The 16,966-nt window shown below is 46.9% G+C and carries 11 protein-coding genes; 9 read left to right on the top strand and 2 right to left on the bottom strand.

The annotated features are described in order from the left end of the window. The 3 genes from B3F51_RS02185 to B3F51_RS02175 form a co-directional block, all read left to right on the top strand. Positions 1–558: RNA polymerase sigma factor (locus B3F51_RS02185; protein ID WP_286945228.1), on the top strand; the 558-nt coding region annotated here is incomplete at its 5' end. 2 nt (positions 559–560) lie between these two features. Continuing rightward, positions 561–947, top strand: a complete 387-nt coding sequence (locus B3F51_RS02180) for a hypothetical protein (RefSeq protein WP_286945226.1) — start codon at positions 561–563, stop codon at positions 945–947. Positions 948–1,246: 299 nt separating this feature from the next. Further along, positions 1,247–2,539 carry a hypothetical protein gene (locus B3F51_RS02175; protein WP_286945225.1) on the top strand — a complete coding sequence of 431 codons (1,293 nt, stop codon included), beginning with the start codon at positions 1,247–1,249 and terminating at the stop codon, positions 2,537–2,539. A 47-nt stretch (positions 2,540–2,586) separates the two neighbouring features. On the opposite strand, the gene B3F51_RS02170 is transcribed toward B3F51_RS02175, so the two are convergent. After that, on the bottom strand, positions 2,587–5,757 hold the full coding sequence (locus B3F51_RS02170) for a methyl-accepting chemotaxis protein (RefSeq protein WP_286945224.1): 3,171 nt from the start codon (positions 5,755–5,757) through the stop codon (positions 2,587–2,589). Between the two features lie 406 nt (positions 5,758–6,163). Next, positions 6,164–9,349 carry a methyl-accepting chemotaxis protein gene (locus B3F51_RS02165; RefSeq protein ID WP_286945223.1) on the bottom strand — a complete coding sequence of 1,062 codons (3,186 nt, stop codon included), beginning with the start codon at positions 9,347–9,349 and terminating at the stop codon, positions 6,164–6,166. A 503-nt stretch (positions 9,350–9,852) separates the two neighbouring features. On the opposite strand from B3F51_RS02165, the gene B3F51_RS02160 reads away from it, so the two are divergent. The 6 genes from B3F51_RS02160 to B3F51_RS02135 form a co-directional block, all read left to right on the top strand. Then, positions 9,853–10,977, top strand: coding sequence for an ABC transporter substrate-binding protein (locus B3F51_RS02160; RefSeq protein WP_070371310.1), 1,125 nt, complete (start codon positions 9,853–9,855; stop codon positions 10,975–10,977). 3 nt (positions 10,978–10,980) lie between these two features. Continuing rightward, positions 10,981–13,350, top strand: coding sequence for a bifunctional diguanylate cyclase/phosphodiesterase (locus B3F51_RS02155; protein ID WP_286945222.1), 2,370 nt, complete (start codon positions 10,981–10,983; stop codon positions 13,348–13,350). Between the two features lie 71 nt (positions 13,351–13,421). Next, the gene (gene pdxA, locus B3F51_RS02150) at positions 13,422–14,426 is read left to right on the top strand and encodes a 4-hydroxythreonine-4-phosphate dehydrogenase PdxA (RefSeq protein WP_286945219.1); all 1,005 of its coding nucleotides are present in this window, start codon (positions 13,422–13,424) and stop codon (positions 14,424–14,426) included. A 240-nt stretch (positions 14,427–14,666) separates the two neighbouring features. Then, a complete protein-coding gene (locus tag B3F51_RS02145) occupies positions 14,667–15,629 on the top strand; it encodes a histidine kinase N-terminal 7TM domain-containing protein (protein WP_286945217.1) in 963 nt (320 codons plus the stop codon). Positions 15,630–15,731: 102 nt separating this feature from the next. Next, positions 15,732–16,268, top strand: a complete 537-nt coding sequence (locus B3F51_RS02140) for a transposase (protein WP_286945215.1) — start codon at positions 15,732–15,734, stop codon at positions 16,266–16,268. A gap of 147 nt (positions 16,269–16,415) precedes the next feature. Further along, a partial coding sequence (locus tag B3F51_RS02135; protein WP_286945214.1) for a helix-turn-helix domain-containing protein occupies positions 16,416–16,966 on the top strand: 551 nt, incomplete at its 3' end.

Here is a 16,966-nt window from a genome sequence, read left to right as displayed (position 1 = left end):
CAGCTCAGGAAATCACTAACAGCCGATGATGCCTTGATTAAAAAGTATATCGCAACCGGAAATTCCGAGTATTTTGAACCCCTTGTCCAGCGGTATGAGCGGTATGCCTATGTTTATGCCTATTCTCTTCTGAAGAACGAATTTGACGCACAGGATGTGGTCGCAGAAAGTTTTTTAAAAGCATTTAGCAAAATCAGACAATATCGGCAAGGCAGCAGTTTTAAAAACTGGTTTTTGAAAATCGTCCATAATACCAGCTTTGATCTCTTACGAAAAAACAAAACCATGATTTATCTGGATGATCAGGAGAATAGCGAGCGTCTTTTTACAGACGAAGCCCTGAGCTATGATAATATCGATTCTCTGGATTTTGGGGAGATTCAAAAATCACTGGATCAGTTACCACACGAGTTGAAAGGGGCGGTGATCCTCCGCTATTATTATGACTGGGATTATAAAAAAATCTGTGAGTTTTTAAATATTCCCATGGGAACCCTGTCTTCCCGGTTGAACCGGGCCTGTAAAAAACTCAAAAACCTGTATGAAGGAGGAATGTGACCATGAACGAACTGGATAAAATGATGGCCTGTCTGGGTTTTAACGAAACCGCTGTGAAAAATTATGGCAATGCCATTCCCTTCACCAGCAAAAAGCTGGAGATTATGAAGCAGATCAATCAGGCCAGCCTGGAAAAAGCCAGAAATACAGATTTGTTTGCCTTATTTTATATCTTGTCCATTGCCTTTTCAGTGATGGTAATGCGCTTTATTGTCTTTGCCCAAACCGGGGATGTAACCATCATGACGGTCTTCACCAGCATCGTCATCCGTTATTCGGAGGTGCTTAAGAACAGTCTTACTGCCATGTCGTTTTTAATTTCAATCGTTATTTGTGTCGGAACCGGAGTGATGATTAATTATTTAAAAAATGAGAGTCACTTCTGTTAGACTTAATAAAAAAATAGGTAATTGCGAAATGAAAAAACACCGAACAATGGTTGCTTTGTGTGCAGTTTCCATAAACAATTTTGTAACGTGTAGGCGAACAGTTCAGAGAACTGTCCGCCGTACAGTGTAAAAATTCGCGAAGGCAACGAGCCAATCACAAGCTTGCTTGTAGTTGGCGACTGCCCGCGACCTCGAAGAAATTCGCATCGCGATTTCTTCTGGTGTTTCGTGCGAAACTGGGCGCAAAGCTCACGGCAGTTTCGCAATTACCAATAAAAAAATTTTGAAGGAGAAGAAAAATGTTAAAAAGAATGAGTATGTCGTTTTTTATGATGGTGATGGTATTGCTTATTACGGTTTCCACCGCTTTTGGGGCCACCAATAGCGATATCAGGCCTTACGAAGATTCAGCGGGAAATGTAAATATTGAGGGAGCAACGGTTCCCAATACGGAATTCGCCTTTGCCGGTTCAAACATCACTGCCAATTCGGTGTTTGACACCACCACCTTTTTTGCCGGTAATGCCATCACTCTGGATGGGGAATATAACGGTGACGTTTTTGCAGCGGCAAATACGGTAACGGTCAACGGTAAAATTAACGGAAATCTCTATACCGGTGCCAACCAGGTCATCATCAATGGTGAGGTAACCCGGGATCTTTTTGCTGGCTGTTCTGATCTGACCATCAGCAAATCAGCCACTATTAACCGGGATGCCTATCTTGCGGCAGCTAATGTGAATATTGATGGAATCGTTGGTCGAAATCTTCGGGCTGGTGCTGGCAATGTCTCAATTAACGGCACGATCAACGGTTTTGTGGAAACCGATGTGGATCAGTTAACCATTAACAATGGTGCAACGATCGTCGGACCAATTAATAACCGTAGTGCCAATGAAGCGGTTGTCGCACCCGGTGCCAATGCGCCGGAAGTCAGCTGGGAAAAGGTATCGAAAGAACAGGCAGTTGAAGCAGATAAAGGACCATCTGTTGGCTCGATTCTTTTATCAATCATTACCAAACTGGCCTTTATTCTGGTTATCTGGTTGCTGATTACCTTTATGACCAAAGAATTTAACGCCAATACTTCAGTGATAGCCAAAAAGCATATTCTGGCATCGCTGGGAATCGGGGCCGGATTTTTCTTCATTACCCCATTGTTGTTGATCGTGTCCTTTATTATTTATGCGCCGTTTGGAGTTGCCATGACCTTTGGGATTATCGCATTGACGATTCTAGCGATGCCGGTGGCTGCGGTGGTTCTATCCAAACTTTTGACCCGCTTCTTTGATGATAAGATGAAACCACTGCTTAGCTCTTTTGTTTCAATCTTGATCATCGCTGCGGCAGCGATCATTCTGGGCTATATCCCCTTTATTAATTTTGTTGTCTATCTTTTCCTCTATGTTGTTGGCGTGGGCTTCATTTGTTACAATGTGCTGTTCGCCAATAAAAAACTAAAAGATGAACGGAATGACAACGACGGCGAGCTGCTTATGATTGATGAGATCATTGAGATGGAAGAAGGAACCGCAATTATTGAAGCGTCAACCGAAACCATTAGACAAGATGGTGAAGATACCCTAAAATAGTTCGATTTCAGATAAAAAACAGGCATCGCAGCGGATGCCTGTTTTTTTTAATATTTGTCCATCTCCAGATCATCCAGAACAATCTGGGGTGAAGTTTCGGCAGTGTCTTTTTGCTTCACTGGTTTTTCGACCGGTGGCCTCGGAGAGGTGTGATGGGCGGCACCTTTTTTCTTTAGTTTAAAAGCACCCACCATCTGTTTGAGCATTTGTGCCTGGCCGGACAGTTCTTCACTGGCGGCGGCACTTTCTTCAGCGGTGGCAGAGTTGGTCTGAACAACGGTGGAAACCTGTTCGATGCCCTGGGTGATCTGGGCGATTTCGGTGGCCTGATCGTTGGAGGCTCGGGCGATGTTACCGACCAGACCGGTTACTTTTTCAATTTCGTTGAGAATTTCAACGAGACTGGCGGCGGTTTCATCGGCGATTCGGGTACCGGCTTCGACCTTGTCAATTGAGCCTTCAATCAGTCCGGTGGTTTCCTTGGCCGCTTCGGCGCTGCGGGCGGCCAGCGAGCGAACTTCTTCGGCGACGACGGCAAAGCCTTTGCCGTGGCTTCCAGCCCGGGCGGCTTCAACAGCGGCGTTGAGGGCCAGGATATTGGTCTGGAAGGCGATATCGTCAATAACCTTGATAATCTTAGAAATGCTCTTGGAGGATTCGTTAATGTCAATCATCGCTGAAACCATCTTGGTCATTTGTTCATTGCCGACTTCGGCATTGCTGCGAACCTCTAAAGCCCGTTCGTTGGCTTCATTGGCATTGGTGGCGTTTTTCTTGGTTTCACCGGCTACTTCTTCGATGGAGGCGTTGAGCTGCTGGATGGCACTGGCCTGTTCAGTGGTGCCCTGAGACAGGGCCTGTCCGCCATCGGAAATCTGGCGGGCACCGGCTTCAACCTGACCGGCAGCTTCATTGATTTCGGACATGGTTTCGCTGAGAGTGGCGGCAATGCCGTTGAGACCGGTTTTAATGGCCTGGAAATCGCCGAGATAGTCGGTGGTGATTTCGATATCGAGATTACCCTGACCCATTTCCAGTAGGGTTTTGGCGATCTCATCGACATAGTTTTTCAGGAAGGCGACGGTCTGGTTCATGTCATTTTTAATACGGGTGTAATCGCCGTTATAATTGCCAACCATGCCGGTGTTCAGATTGCCTTTGGCAAGATCCTGGAGGGTATCAGACGCTTCCTTGACCGGAGCAACAACGGCATCCAGAGTGGCGTTGACGCCATTGACAATTTTGGCAAAGTCGCCTTGATGTCGACTGGCATCGGCCCGGGTACTGAGTTTGCCATCAATACCGGCCTGGGCCAGCATGCTGGCATCATCAATCAGATTGCCCACCGATTGCTTAACCTCGGCCAGGGTATCACCGATTTTGTGGAATTGAATACTCACTTCTGCGGTATATTCATCCGGCTCGCCGACATTGATATCAAAGTTGAGATCGCCTTGAGCCAGGCTGCTGAGATTATTTTCGAGCCGGGTGACCTCATTTTTAGTATAGTCACTAACCCGGATAATCGGAGTTAAATCGGTGACAACTTCCACGAAACCAATGTTCTCACCTTTCTTGTTTTTAAGATAAGCAGTATCCTGCTTATTACTTCGGCCAACCCATTCAAAGTAGCTGTCGGTTAAGCCCTGATCGACCAGACGGCGGATTCCACAGCCTTCAGTTCGACAGATATCGGCATTGGCGTTGTAGCAATCCATACCGCAGGCAGAATTTCGATCCTTAATGACACCATTGGCAATCATCAAATCTTCAAACGGTTTATTCATAAAGGTCCATTTCATATCGTTGTCGGTAACATGAAGGGGGAAGGGGATGGCATCGATGATTGCTTCGTACCAGACCATCTGATCCACTACCGTATCGAGGGTGGCGTTGACCCCCTGAACGATTTCTCTAAAACCACCCTTAAAGGCATCGGCATCGCCCCGGGTTTCCCATTGACCAGCAATAGCGGCCTGAGACAGCATGGTGGCCTCGGAGATCAAACCACGGATGGTTTCGATGGTCAGTTTAAGGGCCGGGGCAATTTCATCCTGGGCATCCCGTAATTCAATATCGGCTGAAACATCGCCGTTGGAAATCTGGTTCATGGTGGCAATAACGACATTCTGGAGGTCATCCGCCAGTTGATTCATCGAAGCCGTCATTTCCCCGACCTCATCCTGGGATTTTACCTCCAGTCGATCACTGAGATGTCCCTGGGTCATTTCTTTAATCATCTGGTTTAATGATACAATTGGGTTGGAAATTTTTCGGGCCAGGATAAAGGTAGCAACACCACCGGCCAGCAAAATAATCAAGGCGGCAATCAGAATGACGTTGCGCAGATGATTGATCGGGGCCAGGACATCATCTTCAAATTTGATGACGATGAGGTTCCAGTTGGTTCCCGGAATGGCACTTGTATACGCTAGTTTTGTTTCTCCCAGGTAATTATAAGAGATATTTCCGCTTTGACCATCACCTAATTCTTTTATGGCCAGCCCAAGTTCTTTTAATGGTCCATTCGTTTCAATATCTTTAAAAATATTGGCTTGATCGAGAATAAGCTGTTCGTTGGGATGGGCCATAACGGCACCATCTTGGTTAATAACCATGCCGTATTTACGCTCGCCATCGCCCATGCCATTGGTGATATCCAGCATAAAGGTGGGATCACGGCGTCCGACCAGAAGGCCAACCACCTGACCATTACTTTTGATTGGTGCCACTTCAAAGACCACTGGTTCGTTGGTGACCTTGCTGATGGCGACATCGGAAATCGAGGTATTGCCGGCAAAACCGTCTTCGTACCAGAATTGGCCTTCGGATTTAAATTCCTGACCGCCAAGTATATAGCGAGCATTGCCGTTAAGATCCATGACGGCAATATCCTGATAGCCTAAACGTTCCACGTCACCGGCAATGGAGGTCACCTGGGTGTTCCAGTCCATGGTGGCAGTTCGGGCCCGGAGGGCAATTTCATCCAGTTTTCCCAGATTGCCGGAAACGATGGCGCCGATATGTCCGGCTCCTTCGGTGGCAAAGGCTTCTTCCTGAAAACTGGATTCACTGGTCAGGGCCGCTGCGCCCAAATTGATCGCAATCAGGCCCAGGGTGATTACCGCCACCGCCAGAATCAGGGTGGTGAAGGCTGTTAATTTGGTGGATAAACGGATTTTTACCGTTGTTGGATGGGGATCTTGTGCTGATTTCATGATGATGCTCCTTTCTGGATGGTACATTAAAAAAACAATTGCTTTCACAGTAAACGATTACTTCATGTTTATATATCGACATATTCGCATATAAGTTTAAAACGGGAGAAGATTTAAGCTAATTTTAGGTATAATCGTTTGTCAGTCATCTTAATTAAACAGGCACCTATGGGGGTGCCGTTGAGGTTGGCACTAAACTACCGTACCGACTAATTGTAAATCTGTTGTATGCGCACAATTCGTACAGTTGCAATTAAATATTCGGCTAATTATAGCCGTTTTAGCGCAACTGTTCGCCTCGAGGCACACAACATGATATTACAATTGTCGGTACTGGGTTAGCTTTTTTGACAGTCTGAAGAGGCACCTATAAGGGTGCCTGGTTGCTGTAGGAACGGGTGAGGTATCAGTATTTATCCATGTCCATATCGCCCAGGTCGATGCTGGGTGTGGGGACTGGTTTTATGGTTTCTTGAACTTCTTTAACGGCAGGGGTTGCAGCGGCATAGGATTTCCCTTTGCTGCGGAGCTTAAAGGTGTCAACCAGCTGTTTAAGCAGCTCGGCCTGGCCGGACAGCTCTTCACTGGCAGCGGCGCTTTCTTCGGCAGTGGCGGAGTTTTGCTGAACGACATGGGCCACCTGTTCCACACCGGTGTCAATTTGGGCAATTCCCGAAGCCTGCTCATTGGAAGCGACGGCAATATTACCAATTAAGGTAGTGACCTTTTCGATACCGGCGACGATGTCATCCAGAGCGGCGGCAGTATCATCGGCAATTTTGGTTCCTTCCTGAACCTTGTCGATGGAGCCTTCAATTAAAGCGGTGGTTTCCTTGGCGGCGTCGGCGCTACGGGCGGCCAGGCTACGAACTTCTTCGGCAACGACGGCAAAGCCTTTACCATGTTGACCAGCCCGGGCGGCTTCGACAGCGGCGTTGAGGGCCAGAATATTGGTCTGGAAGGCAATGTCATCAATGACCTTGATAATTTTGGAAATGTCTTCCGATGACTGATTGATGGCGACCATCGAGTTCTGCATTTGTGACATCTGGGCATTGCCTTTGGCGGCGTGGTCTTTGACGGTATCAGCCAGTTCTCTGGCTTTATTGGCATCGACGGCGTTGTTTTTGGTCTGATCGGCAATTTCGGCAATCGAGGCGGTAAGCTCCTGAACCGAGCTGGCCTGTTCGGTGGAGCCTTGGGCTAGGGACTGACTGCCAGCGGAGACTTGACCGGAGCCGGAGGCAACTTGCTCGGCAGCCACGTTGATATCACCCATAACATCATTCAGCGATTGAATAATGACATTAATGGCATTTGAAATGGTAATCCAATCGCCCCGGAATTCCCGGGCGTTTTCGATATTAAGATTCCCTTTGGATAGCTGTTCGATTTTTTCAGTAATTTCACCAACAACTGCTTCCAGACGACTGGCAGTGGTGTTAACTGTTTGTTTAAGAGCATCCATATCACCGCTGTAATTACCCGTAATACGCTCATGGAGATTACCGTTTGAAATGGCGTCCATGACCACCATGACTTCACCGAGTGGTTTATTGATTTCGTCAAGAATGGCATTCATCCCGCCGACAAGTTCTTGCCAGGCACCATTAAATTTAGTGGCGTCTGCTCGGGTCTGAAGATTACCATCAATTACGGCATTGGAAATCATCGAAGCACCTTCGATCATGTCACCGATGGAAGTTTTAACGGCCGTTAAGCTATGACTGATTTCGTTAAACTGAACGCTGACCTCACTGGTGTATTCGTCAGCTTCACTGATATTCATATCAAAGTCCAGATTTCCCTGGGCTAACCGCATCAGGTTATCGCCCAGACGGGTAACTTCGGCATGGGTATAATCGCTGACCCGGATAATGGGGGTCAAATCGGTGACGATTTCGACAAAGCCAATGTTTTCACCTTTTTTATTTTTGAGGTAGGCGGTATCCTGCTTATTATTGCGTCCAACCCATTCAAAGTAGGAGTCGGCCAGACCCTGATCAACCAGACGACGAATGCCACAGCCTTCAGTCTGACAGATGTTGGCGCCAGCATTGTAGCAATCCATGCCGCAGGCTGAAACCCGATCTTTGATGACGCCGTTTTTGATCATCAAATCTTCAAAGGCCCGGTTCATAAAGGTCCATTTCATATCCATGTCGGTGACGTGAACCGGGAAGGGGATGCCGTCAATGATTGCTTCATACCAGAACATATTATCAACGACGGTATCCAGGGTCTGGTTGACACCGGCAATAACCTTGGCATAGTCACCAGCATGGTTGCTAACCTCTGCCCGTTTGGTAAAATCACCACGAATGGCGGAATCGGATAGCATGATGGTATCGGCAACCAGATTGCCGATGGCATTTTTTATCGAAACCATACTGTTACCCAGAACATCCTGATCAGACTTGGGTTGAATATCAATGGATAAATTTCCCTGGGCCATGTTTTGGGCCGCTTCAGCCTGATCCCGGATATTTTCGGCCATGTTGACAAAGGATTTGGTCAGTTCACCGATTTCATCGGCTTTGGCATCATTGGCCATGCTATAGTCGATGTCAACGGCACCCAGGGCCAGTTGATCGGCGGCTTCGGCTAGTTTGGTAATCGGCTGGATAAAGCTGCGGGTGGATAGGACAATCAGGCCGATGATAACCAGCAGACCGAGGCCAAAGATCACCAGCATCATTGTTTGGATGGTTGCAAAAGACTGATTGAATTCGGCAGTGGGTAGACCGGTGGCCAGGACCCAGCCGGTATCCCCGATTTCGGTAACATAACCCTGGCTGGCAGTGCCCGCCGAGTCATAGGCAATGGGGCCAGCGGTCTTATCAGTCAGGGCAGCGATGATGTTCTCCGAGAGATCGGTGTCACTGAGGGGGCCGTTGATAAAATCTGGGTTGGGATGATCAAAGACCATTCCGCTGTTGGTGGAAACCACGAAGAAGCCGGTTTCGCCAATTTTATTTTCAGCGATGATTTCTTTTATCCGATCAATGGAGACATCCACACAGGTGGCACCGATGAGATCCAGGGTACCGGGCTTAAAGACGGGTGCTACCACACTGACAATAATTTCATTGGTGACTACATCCAGATAGGGCTCGGAGATGAAGACCTCTTTTTTGGCCACCAGCTCCTGATACCAGGGCCGGGCGTTGATGTCGTAGGTTCCGTCGGACGAGGAACCATCGGATTGGGTAAACTGACTGGAGTCGACATCGGCTACCCAGGCTACCCGGATATTTTCCGGATCGGTGGCAACCACATTGTCCAGGGTCTGCTTAATTTCAGGAAAATTGGGGGTGGTGGTAATGCCAACGCCCGGAGTGACCTGTTCAAAATAGCTGCGAATCTCGGGGTTGGTCGACAACTGGTTGGCCGTTTCCAGATAGGTAGTAAAATAGCTTTCAATTTCGTTTGAAACTGCCTGCGACCGGGCCGATAGCTCATTGACAGTGATCCGGGTGATAGCCTGATTCACGACATACAGCGATATCCCTGCCACAATGGCAAAAATAATCGCAACTGGCAAGCCGATGGACAGTAACATTTTTACAAGTAATCCTTTTTTCTGGTTCATTTTATTTCTCCTTTGACTCATCATCACTGATGAAAAAATTGATCGTCGTTGATAAAACAGAGTAGCCCTAGTTTAGCTTAAAACAGACATCAGATCAAGCGATAAGAAAGCAACTTGTTGATCAGATTTTTACCCAGGGATTAAAAATATAAACAGCTTGAGCGGGGCTAAATATAAATTTTTACTGAGCTTCTGGTAGATTTTAAAAACGCCTTGAACCAGCCGAGAAAAATAACCATAAGCTTGACAATTTATCACTTGTTCTGGATCGAAAAATGGTCTAAGATAATTCTTAAAAACTTTTCCCGGAATAATCGCAAGTCGGATCTGGGCATGATGCGGTAGTCGAACCCGTCAGGGGAGAGTGTGTAAAAATTTAGCAGGTATGACCAGCATAACAGGTTAGTAGGAGACAAATAAGGGTATACTGATAGCAATCACTTTTTTAGTAATTGATCGGGTTAAAAACCTGCATCAGCGAATACCCAAAGGAGGTCCTGTCCATGAAATCAAAGAAGCTCTTTTCAACACTGGTGCTGTTGAGCGTCACTGTTTTATGTCTGAGCTCGTGTCTTGCACAAAAACCAGTGTTGATTGGTTTTGTAGCCAGTCTTACGGGCAGCACCTCGGAGCTGGGGGTAAACGGACGCAATGGCCTTTTGATGGCAGTGGAAGAAGTAAATGCGGCCGGGGGCGTTAATGGCAAGGCAGTGGAAGTGGTAATTAAGGATGATCAGAATAACCCGGAAGTGGGCCTGGCGGTTGATCGGGAACTTCAGGAAGCCGGGATTTCTTTTATCGTTGGTCATATGACCAGCAACATGGCGACCTTGAGTGTGCCCTTTGTCAACAGTCAGGATATGTTGATGATTAATCCGACCATGAGTGCAACCACCCTGTTTGGTCAGGACGACCATGTCATCGGTGTTATTTCACCAAACAGTGATCAGGCGGCAGTCATCAAAGAGAGTATGGTAAAAGATAGCGTCGGGAAGAAGGTAGCAGTGATTTATGAATCTCAGAATCTGGCATACACCAAAACAGTAAAAGACCGAATTGCTCAGGAAATAGCACCCGTGGGTGGGCAAATTATTTATGAAGAAGCCTTTTTAGCGAGTAACAGCACCAACTACCTGGATATTGCTAAGCGGGTTTTAAGCACGCAGTCCGATAGCATTGTGATTCTGGTCTCATCGTTTGATGCCGCCATGTTTTGTCAGCAGTTTTATAAGCTGAATAATCAGACACCGATTTATCTGGCGGCCTGGTCGATGAATAATGATCTGCTCTTACAGGGGGGCGCAGCAGTTGAAGGGGTCACAATCACCAGCCTCATTGATCTGGAATCGCAGGCCCCGGCCTACATGGCTTTCCGGGACAACTATTTAAAAAAGTATGGTGCGGAACCGACCTTTGCAGCGGTATACACCTATGAAGCCACCATGTTACTGCTTAACACCGTAGCAGAAACCGCTAATCCCAACCCGGAAACGGTCAAACAAGCAATCCTGCAAAAAGGCATCTATCCGGGGCTGCAGAACGAAATAACCATTGATGGCTACGGTGATGCCAGCCGGACTATTTATGAATACGTCGTTAAGAATGGTCAATTTACAAAGGCGGAGTAGCAAATGAAGCGAATTAAGAAACTGCGAGATTTTATTCTGATTAACAACATGCTGTCCATCATCATCCCGCTGATTCTTGTGGGGTTATTGGCGACGCCGATAATTTATGATTATCTACGGAAAGATATGGATCAAAAAAACACCATGATTGCAGCAACTATCGCTCAACGGATGGCTGATTTTATGGATGATTCATTTCAGGAGCTGGAACAGATTAATGATTTGCTTGATGATGGCACACTAAAGGATGAGACAACCATCCAGCGTTATTTAAACGGAATGCTGGAAAATTCGGACTCCATTGAGGGCTTTGAAATTTTAGATGGCCAGGGAATTGTCAAAAACACGGCCCCCCAAAACGCCAATATTCTGGGGGCCAATCGTACTGGACAGCCATTTTTTACCGAACCCAAAGCAACGGGGAAACCCTTTGTATCGTCTTCCTTCATTTCGCAACAAACGGGACAGCCCACCATTACCATTGCCATTCCACACGGTGATGGGGTTCTGGTGGCTTATTTAAATCTGGAAGAAATCAGCATGCTGTCTGGAAATCATATCCGAACCTTTGGGGATACGGTAACCGTCGCCATTACCGACGGCAATGGAGTTTTTATTTCCCATCCGGATATCACCAAGGTTTTCCAGCGGGAAATTGAAGCCAATTATCAGGCCATTCATCCGGAGGCAAAAACCGGCGATCAGATTCATGCCTTTACCTACGAAGGCAAAACCGCCATGGTCAGTCATGCGGATGTTATCAATGCCGACTGGCATGTCTTCGTTTATGAATCCTATGATTCAATTTATGGTGCCCTGCGATCGTTTGTCGGAATGATGCTGTTGTTCACCTTGTTGCTGGTCTTGTTATCACGGTTTGTTGCCCGTCTGGTGTTTAAAGACATTAACCATTCCTTTGGGGAACTGAACCGCCAGACAAAGGAAATTGCCGCTGGCGATTATCATCCCATTGATACCGATAATCGTTTTGACGAATTTGATCAGTTGACGACTAATTTTAACGGCATGGTGGCCTCGGTGAAGGAGCGGGATGATGCCCTAAAGGTGCTGGCTTATTATGATCCTCAGACCAGACTGCCCAATGCTGCCTATCTGACGGAGCAGCTTAGCCAATTGATTCAGAATAATGAGGGGAAGATTGCGGTGATCTGTTTTGACATCCATAATTTTAAGCGGATCAATGATACCTATGGCCCTTCCTTTGGCGATAAGATTCTGGAAATGATGGGGGCCCGGCTGCTGGCCTTAAACTGTGCCCATGGCTTTGTGGCTCGGATTAATGGTTCCAATTTTATCCGGGTACTAACGGAGCTGGAACAAGCAGACGATGCCCTGGTCGAGATTGAAAGACTTCAGGGGGTTTTAAACCAGGCTATGACCTATCATGAGAATAATGTCTATCTCCGTTTTCACGTTGGCATCGCAATTTATCCTGATGATGCCCTGGATGTTGAAGAACTCTTGCAATATGCCAATACTGCGGCAGATATTGCCAAACAGCAGGGACGCCGCTCCCAGCATGCTTTTTTTGAAAGTGCCATGAAGCAAAATCTGATTCGGAATATGACCCTGGAGAATTCGATGCGGTCAGCGCTGAAAAATAACGAGTTTTTTCTGCAATACCAGCCGCAAATCGATGTCAGGAATAAAAAAATTCGGGGTTTTGAAGCCCTGATCCGCTGGGATCATCCTCAGCTGGGGCGGGTTTCACCGCTGGAATTTATTCATATTGCCGAAACCACTGGCATGATTGTCCCGATTGGGGCCTGGGTACTGGAAACTGCCTGTCGTCAGATCGTGGCGATCAACCAGAAAATGGCCACGGAGCTGATGATTTCGGTTAACGTTTCTCCGGTTCAATTAAGTCAGGAAAATTTTCCGGCAATGGTCGCTGAGGTTTTGAAACGCAGCAAGCTGGAACCGAGCTTACTGGAGCTGGAAATTACCGAAAATCTCTTTATCAATTCCTTTGAAGAGGCCAGCAGTATTTTCAAAAGCCTCAAGGCCATCGGCATCCGGATGTCACTGGATGATTTTGGTACCGGCTATTCGTCGCTGGCTTATCTTAAAAATCTGCCGATTGACACCTTAAAAATTGATCAGGCATTTACCCGGGATCTGCTTATCAGGAAGTCCAATGAGAATTTAATGGAGTCGATTATTATGATGGCCCATATCCTTCACATGGATGTGATTGTGGAAGGAGTTGAAGAATTGGAACAATTGGATTGTTTAAAAATCTATCAATGTGATCACGTTCAGGGTTACTATTTTTCCCGGCCCATCGATGAAAGCCAGCTGGAAGCACTGCTGAACCAGCTGATTGATGCTCAAGCCCAGGATCTCGATTAAAAAACTGTTGATGAACGTTTCACAAAAACAGGCCAGAATTTGATAAGTGACCTGGCAGTAAGGAGAATACGATGGATAAACCAATACTGGTCATTCCAATGGGGGATGCCGCTGGCATCGGCCCGGAAATAACCGTCAAAGCATTGGCAAATAAAGCTGTAAACGAAATGGCCCACCTGGTTGTGGTGGGGGATAGACAGGTGCTTAAGCAAGCTCTGAGGTATTCACAGGTCGAGCTGACCATCAATTGTATTAACGAGCCCCGGGAGGGCAACTTTTTCCCCGGGGTTCTTAATCTGATTGATCTGGGTAATATAGAGCTTAGTCAATTAAAACTGGGGGCGGTGCAGGCGATGACGGGAAAGGCTGCCTATGAATACATTGAAGTAGCCACCAGGCTTTGTCTTGATAAAAAAGCCCAGGTCTTGGTGACCACTGCGATTAACAAGGAATCGCTGCAAGCGGCAAAGGTGCCCTACATTGGCCATACCGAGATAATCGGGGCCCTCACGGGAACCAAAAATCCCCTGACGCTATTTCAGGTTCATAACCTGCGGGTGTTTTTTCTCAGCCGCCATGTTTCATTGCGTCAGGCCTGCGACCTGGTTACCCAGGAAAATCTGGCGGCTTTTATCGACCAGAGTGTCATCGCCCTTAAGCGGCTGGGGGTGACAAATCCCCGGCTGGCGGTGGCCGGTCTGAATCCCCATAGTGGTGAACATGGTCTGTTTGGCCGGGAAGAGGTGGAGGCTGTGATTCCAGCCGTAGCAGCGGCCCGTCGCGCTGGCATCGATGTGGAGGGTCCCATTGGTGCCGACAGCGTTTTTCATTTGGCATTAAAAGGCAAATACGATGCGGTTTTGTCGCTGTATCACGATCAGGGCCACATTGCCACCAAAATGGTGGACTTTGAAAAAACAATTTCCATTACCATCGGCATGCCCTTTCTGCGTACCTCAGTGGATCATGGAACGGCCCTGGATATTGCCGGAAAGGGTCTTGCCAGCCCGGTGAGCCTGATTGAAGCGATCCAGCTGGGGGCTTTGTATGCGCCGTTTTTTAAACAGTCCCAGTGAGTTTTGCTCGGAGTGGCGGAGCAGACCGAATTACGATGTGTTTAAACTAGGTATTAATTTGGATTTTAATGGCCTCCAGACGCTGGAGGCCATTTTTCTATTCGTTTGAATCCATTTAAATTCCAGTCAGTAAAATAAGTGCTGATTACCGCAATAAATGAATATCCAATTGATTATTCGACTATATATATAGTATAATTAGAAAAATTAGCGTTGATCAATTATTTTTAAGGAGGACAAATGACACTTCAGAATAGCATCTCCATGACTCTCTATCTGACATTTGTCATCTATGTGGTTTTGGGCACCTATACTTTAACCCTCAATAAGGACGCCCGGCTGAACCGGGTCTTTGCGGCCTTGTGTTTTTGTTATGCCCTCTGGAGTTTGACCGGGGCGGCCACCAACTCGGCAGCGACAGCTGCCGAAGCGTTGTTCTGGCGGCGTTTCTCGGTACTTGGTTGGGGGGTGGCTTACAGTATTTTTCTGCACGTCATTATTCTTCTTAGAAATGCTCCCTGGAGTCAAGCCGATAAAAAAGGGTTGTTGTTAGCGGCGCTCTATATCCCGGCTTTGATTAATCTTATCGCTTTTTTGATTTATAGCATGCCGGAATATGGTCACATCGCGATGGTTAAAACCGATGGCGGATGGATTTCCACGACAGATGCGAAATGGTTTAATCTGATGTTTCTTTGTTATTATCTCAGTTTTACCTATGTTTCGATGCTGTTACTGGTTCGCTGGTATAAAAAACGAAAGAATTCTGCGGATCGAACCAAAGCCATGCTTCTGATGGTTTCTTTTGGTGGGGCCTTTTTTTTAGGAACCATCACCGATTTTGTGTTGGCCAGCCAGCTAGACCGCTGGATTCCGTCGCTGGCTCCGGTGGAGGTGATTTTTCCAGTGGCGGCAATCTTTTATCTGATCCATAAATATGGAATGATATCAGCCCCAGACAGTCACAATGATGCCCAGCAGGAAGGCATGATTCTGACAGCGTTTAGCCGCTCCAGGCTCTACAAGTACATCAGCTTTGTATTGATTGTCGGCAGTGTCCTGAATTTTTATGGCCGGATCGCCAATGGTGATACCCGGATTACCGGTATGTTTTTAAATTTTTTACTGGTGATGATGGGGGCGGTTGTGATGGCCATTCCCTATTTTCTTACGTCCATCACGGTGTTAATTGTCAAATTATAAGTGTCAAAACAGTCTTGATTTAATCAAATTATTTCGGCTAAACCGAGCTTTTCAACTATGGTATAATGATTAATCATTAAGCACTTTAAGGAAGCACAAACCATGGTTCATCTGGAACACTTTTCTGACCACCCACTGGATTATATCACCGAATTCTACACCGCTAAAAAAGTTCGCATCGATAGCTGTCCTCATTGTTATTCGCGCAGGCGGCTCCATCTTCATGGTGTCTATCACCGGCATGTGATCTGGTATGAGGATGTCTTCTCCATTCCGGTACAACGCCATTACTGTATTCATTGCGGTAAAACCGTGAGTGTCCTGCCTTCTTTCTGCCATTCCGGGTTTCAGCTGGCCCTTCCATTTCTGCTGGAACTGCTTTGGACCTTCTTTAACAGGATTCCTTCAGCTTGCGCTTTAGCGCATCAGCATCGGCACTTTATCACCCGGCGTTTTCTACTTTGTCTGAATCGGCTGATTGAATTTTTTCGCATCTGCGAGGATCCGCTCATCGCCTTTCCTGATTTTTGGCATAAAAAAGCCATAAAGCTTCTTGAAATGGTCTACTCGGTGGGGAAGCCCCACATCTTCGGCAAAAGATATCACGATCATTTTAAGATAGGATTTATGGCACTTTAATTGTACCATCCTTCCCTATTTTTTTGAAGAACTATTTGTCCCACAGCGCTTTTGCTTTGCCTTTTATCGATTGATCCGTTATGCTCTACTTACCTGGTTTTCTGGATCCTTAAAACCTCATATCTAATTAATCGGAGGTTTTTTACAATGACTGAAAAAGACAAAGAATTGATTGCTTTATTTCGCTATGGCCTGATTGCGCCGTTACTGACGGATACCGTCACAAACCACACGGCTTATCTGGATGAGGTCAGTGCCAAAACCCATGATGTCCCGCATTATGGCATCCGCTCCTACAACCGTAAAACCCTGCTGGAATGGCACCGGCTGTACCGGCGCCATGGTTTTGATGCGCTCAAGCCCAAGGTTCGGACAGACAAAGGGTCTTCCCGGGCGCTACCGGCAGAATCGGCCAAACGGCTCCTTACGCTGCGAACGGAAAACATTCATTTATCGGTGAAGTTGTTCCATGAGTGGCTCATTCATGAAGGCCACTTCACCAGCTCTGACTGTTCCTATTCGACGGTGTATCGACTGCTGAAAAAACATCAGCTGTTAAAGCCATCAGTGGCGGATACGTCGGATCGCCGCCGTTTCGCCCATGTTGATATCAACACCCTGTGGCAAACCGATGTTTCCCACGGCCCATATCTGACTCTTAATGGTAAAAAGCGCAAAACCTATCTGATCGCTTTTAT

It is taken from the genome of Acetobacterium sp. UBA5834 (genome assembly GCF_002435675.1).
Classification (GTDB): Bacteria; Bacillota; Clostridia; order Eubacteriales; family Eubacteriaceae; genus Acetobacterium; species Acetobacterium wieringae.
The sequence above is the reverse complement of the archived record's forward strand: the minus strand, read 5'-3'. Positions and strand labels throughout refer to the sequence as shown.

Coding starts and splice junctions, on each gene's coding strand:
- B3F51_RS02180 (WP_286945226.1), top strand. CDS start 561: ATGAACGAACTGGATAAAATGATGGCCTGTCTGGGTTTTAACGAAACC.
- B3F51_RS02175 (WP_286945225.1), top strand. CDS start 1,247: ATGTTAAAAAGAATGAGTATGTCGTTTTTTATGATGGTGATGGTATTG.
- B3F51_RS02170 (WP_286945224.1), bottom strand. CDS start 5,757: ATGAAATCAGCACAAGATCCCCATCCAACAACGGTAAAAATCCGTTTA.
- B3F51_RS02165 (WP_286945223.1), bottom strand. CDS start 9,349: ATGAACCAGAAAAAAGGATTACTTGTAAAAATGTTACTGTCCATCGGC.
- B3F51_RS02160 (WP_070371310.1), top strand. CDS start 9,853: ATGAAATCAAAGAAGCTCTTTTCAACACTGGTGCTGTTGAGCGTCACT.
- B3F51_RS02155 (WP_286945222.1), top strand. CDS start 10,981: ATGAAGCGAATTAAGAAACTGCGAGATTTTATTCTGATTAACAACATG.
- pdxA (WP_286945219.1), top strand. CDS start 13,422: ATGGATAAACCAATACTGGTCATTCCAATGGGGGATGCCGCTGGCATC.
- B3F51_RS02145 (WP_286945217.1), top strand. CDS start 14,667: ATGACACTTCAGAATAGCATCTCCATGACTCTCTATCTGACATTTGTC.
- B3F51_RS02140 (WP_286945215.1), top strand. CDS start 15,732: ATGGTTCATCTGGAACACTTTTCTGACCACCCACTGGATTATATCACC.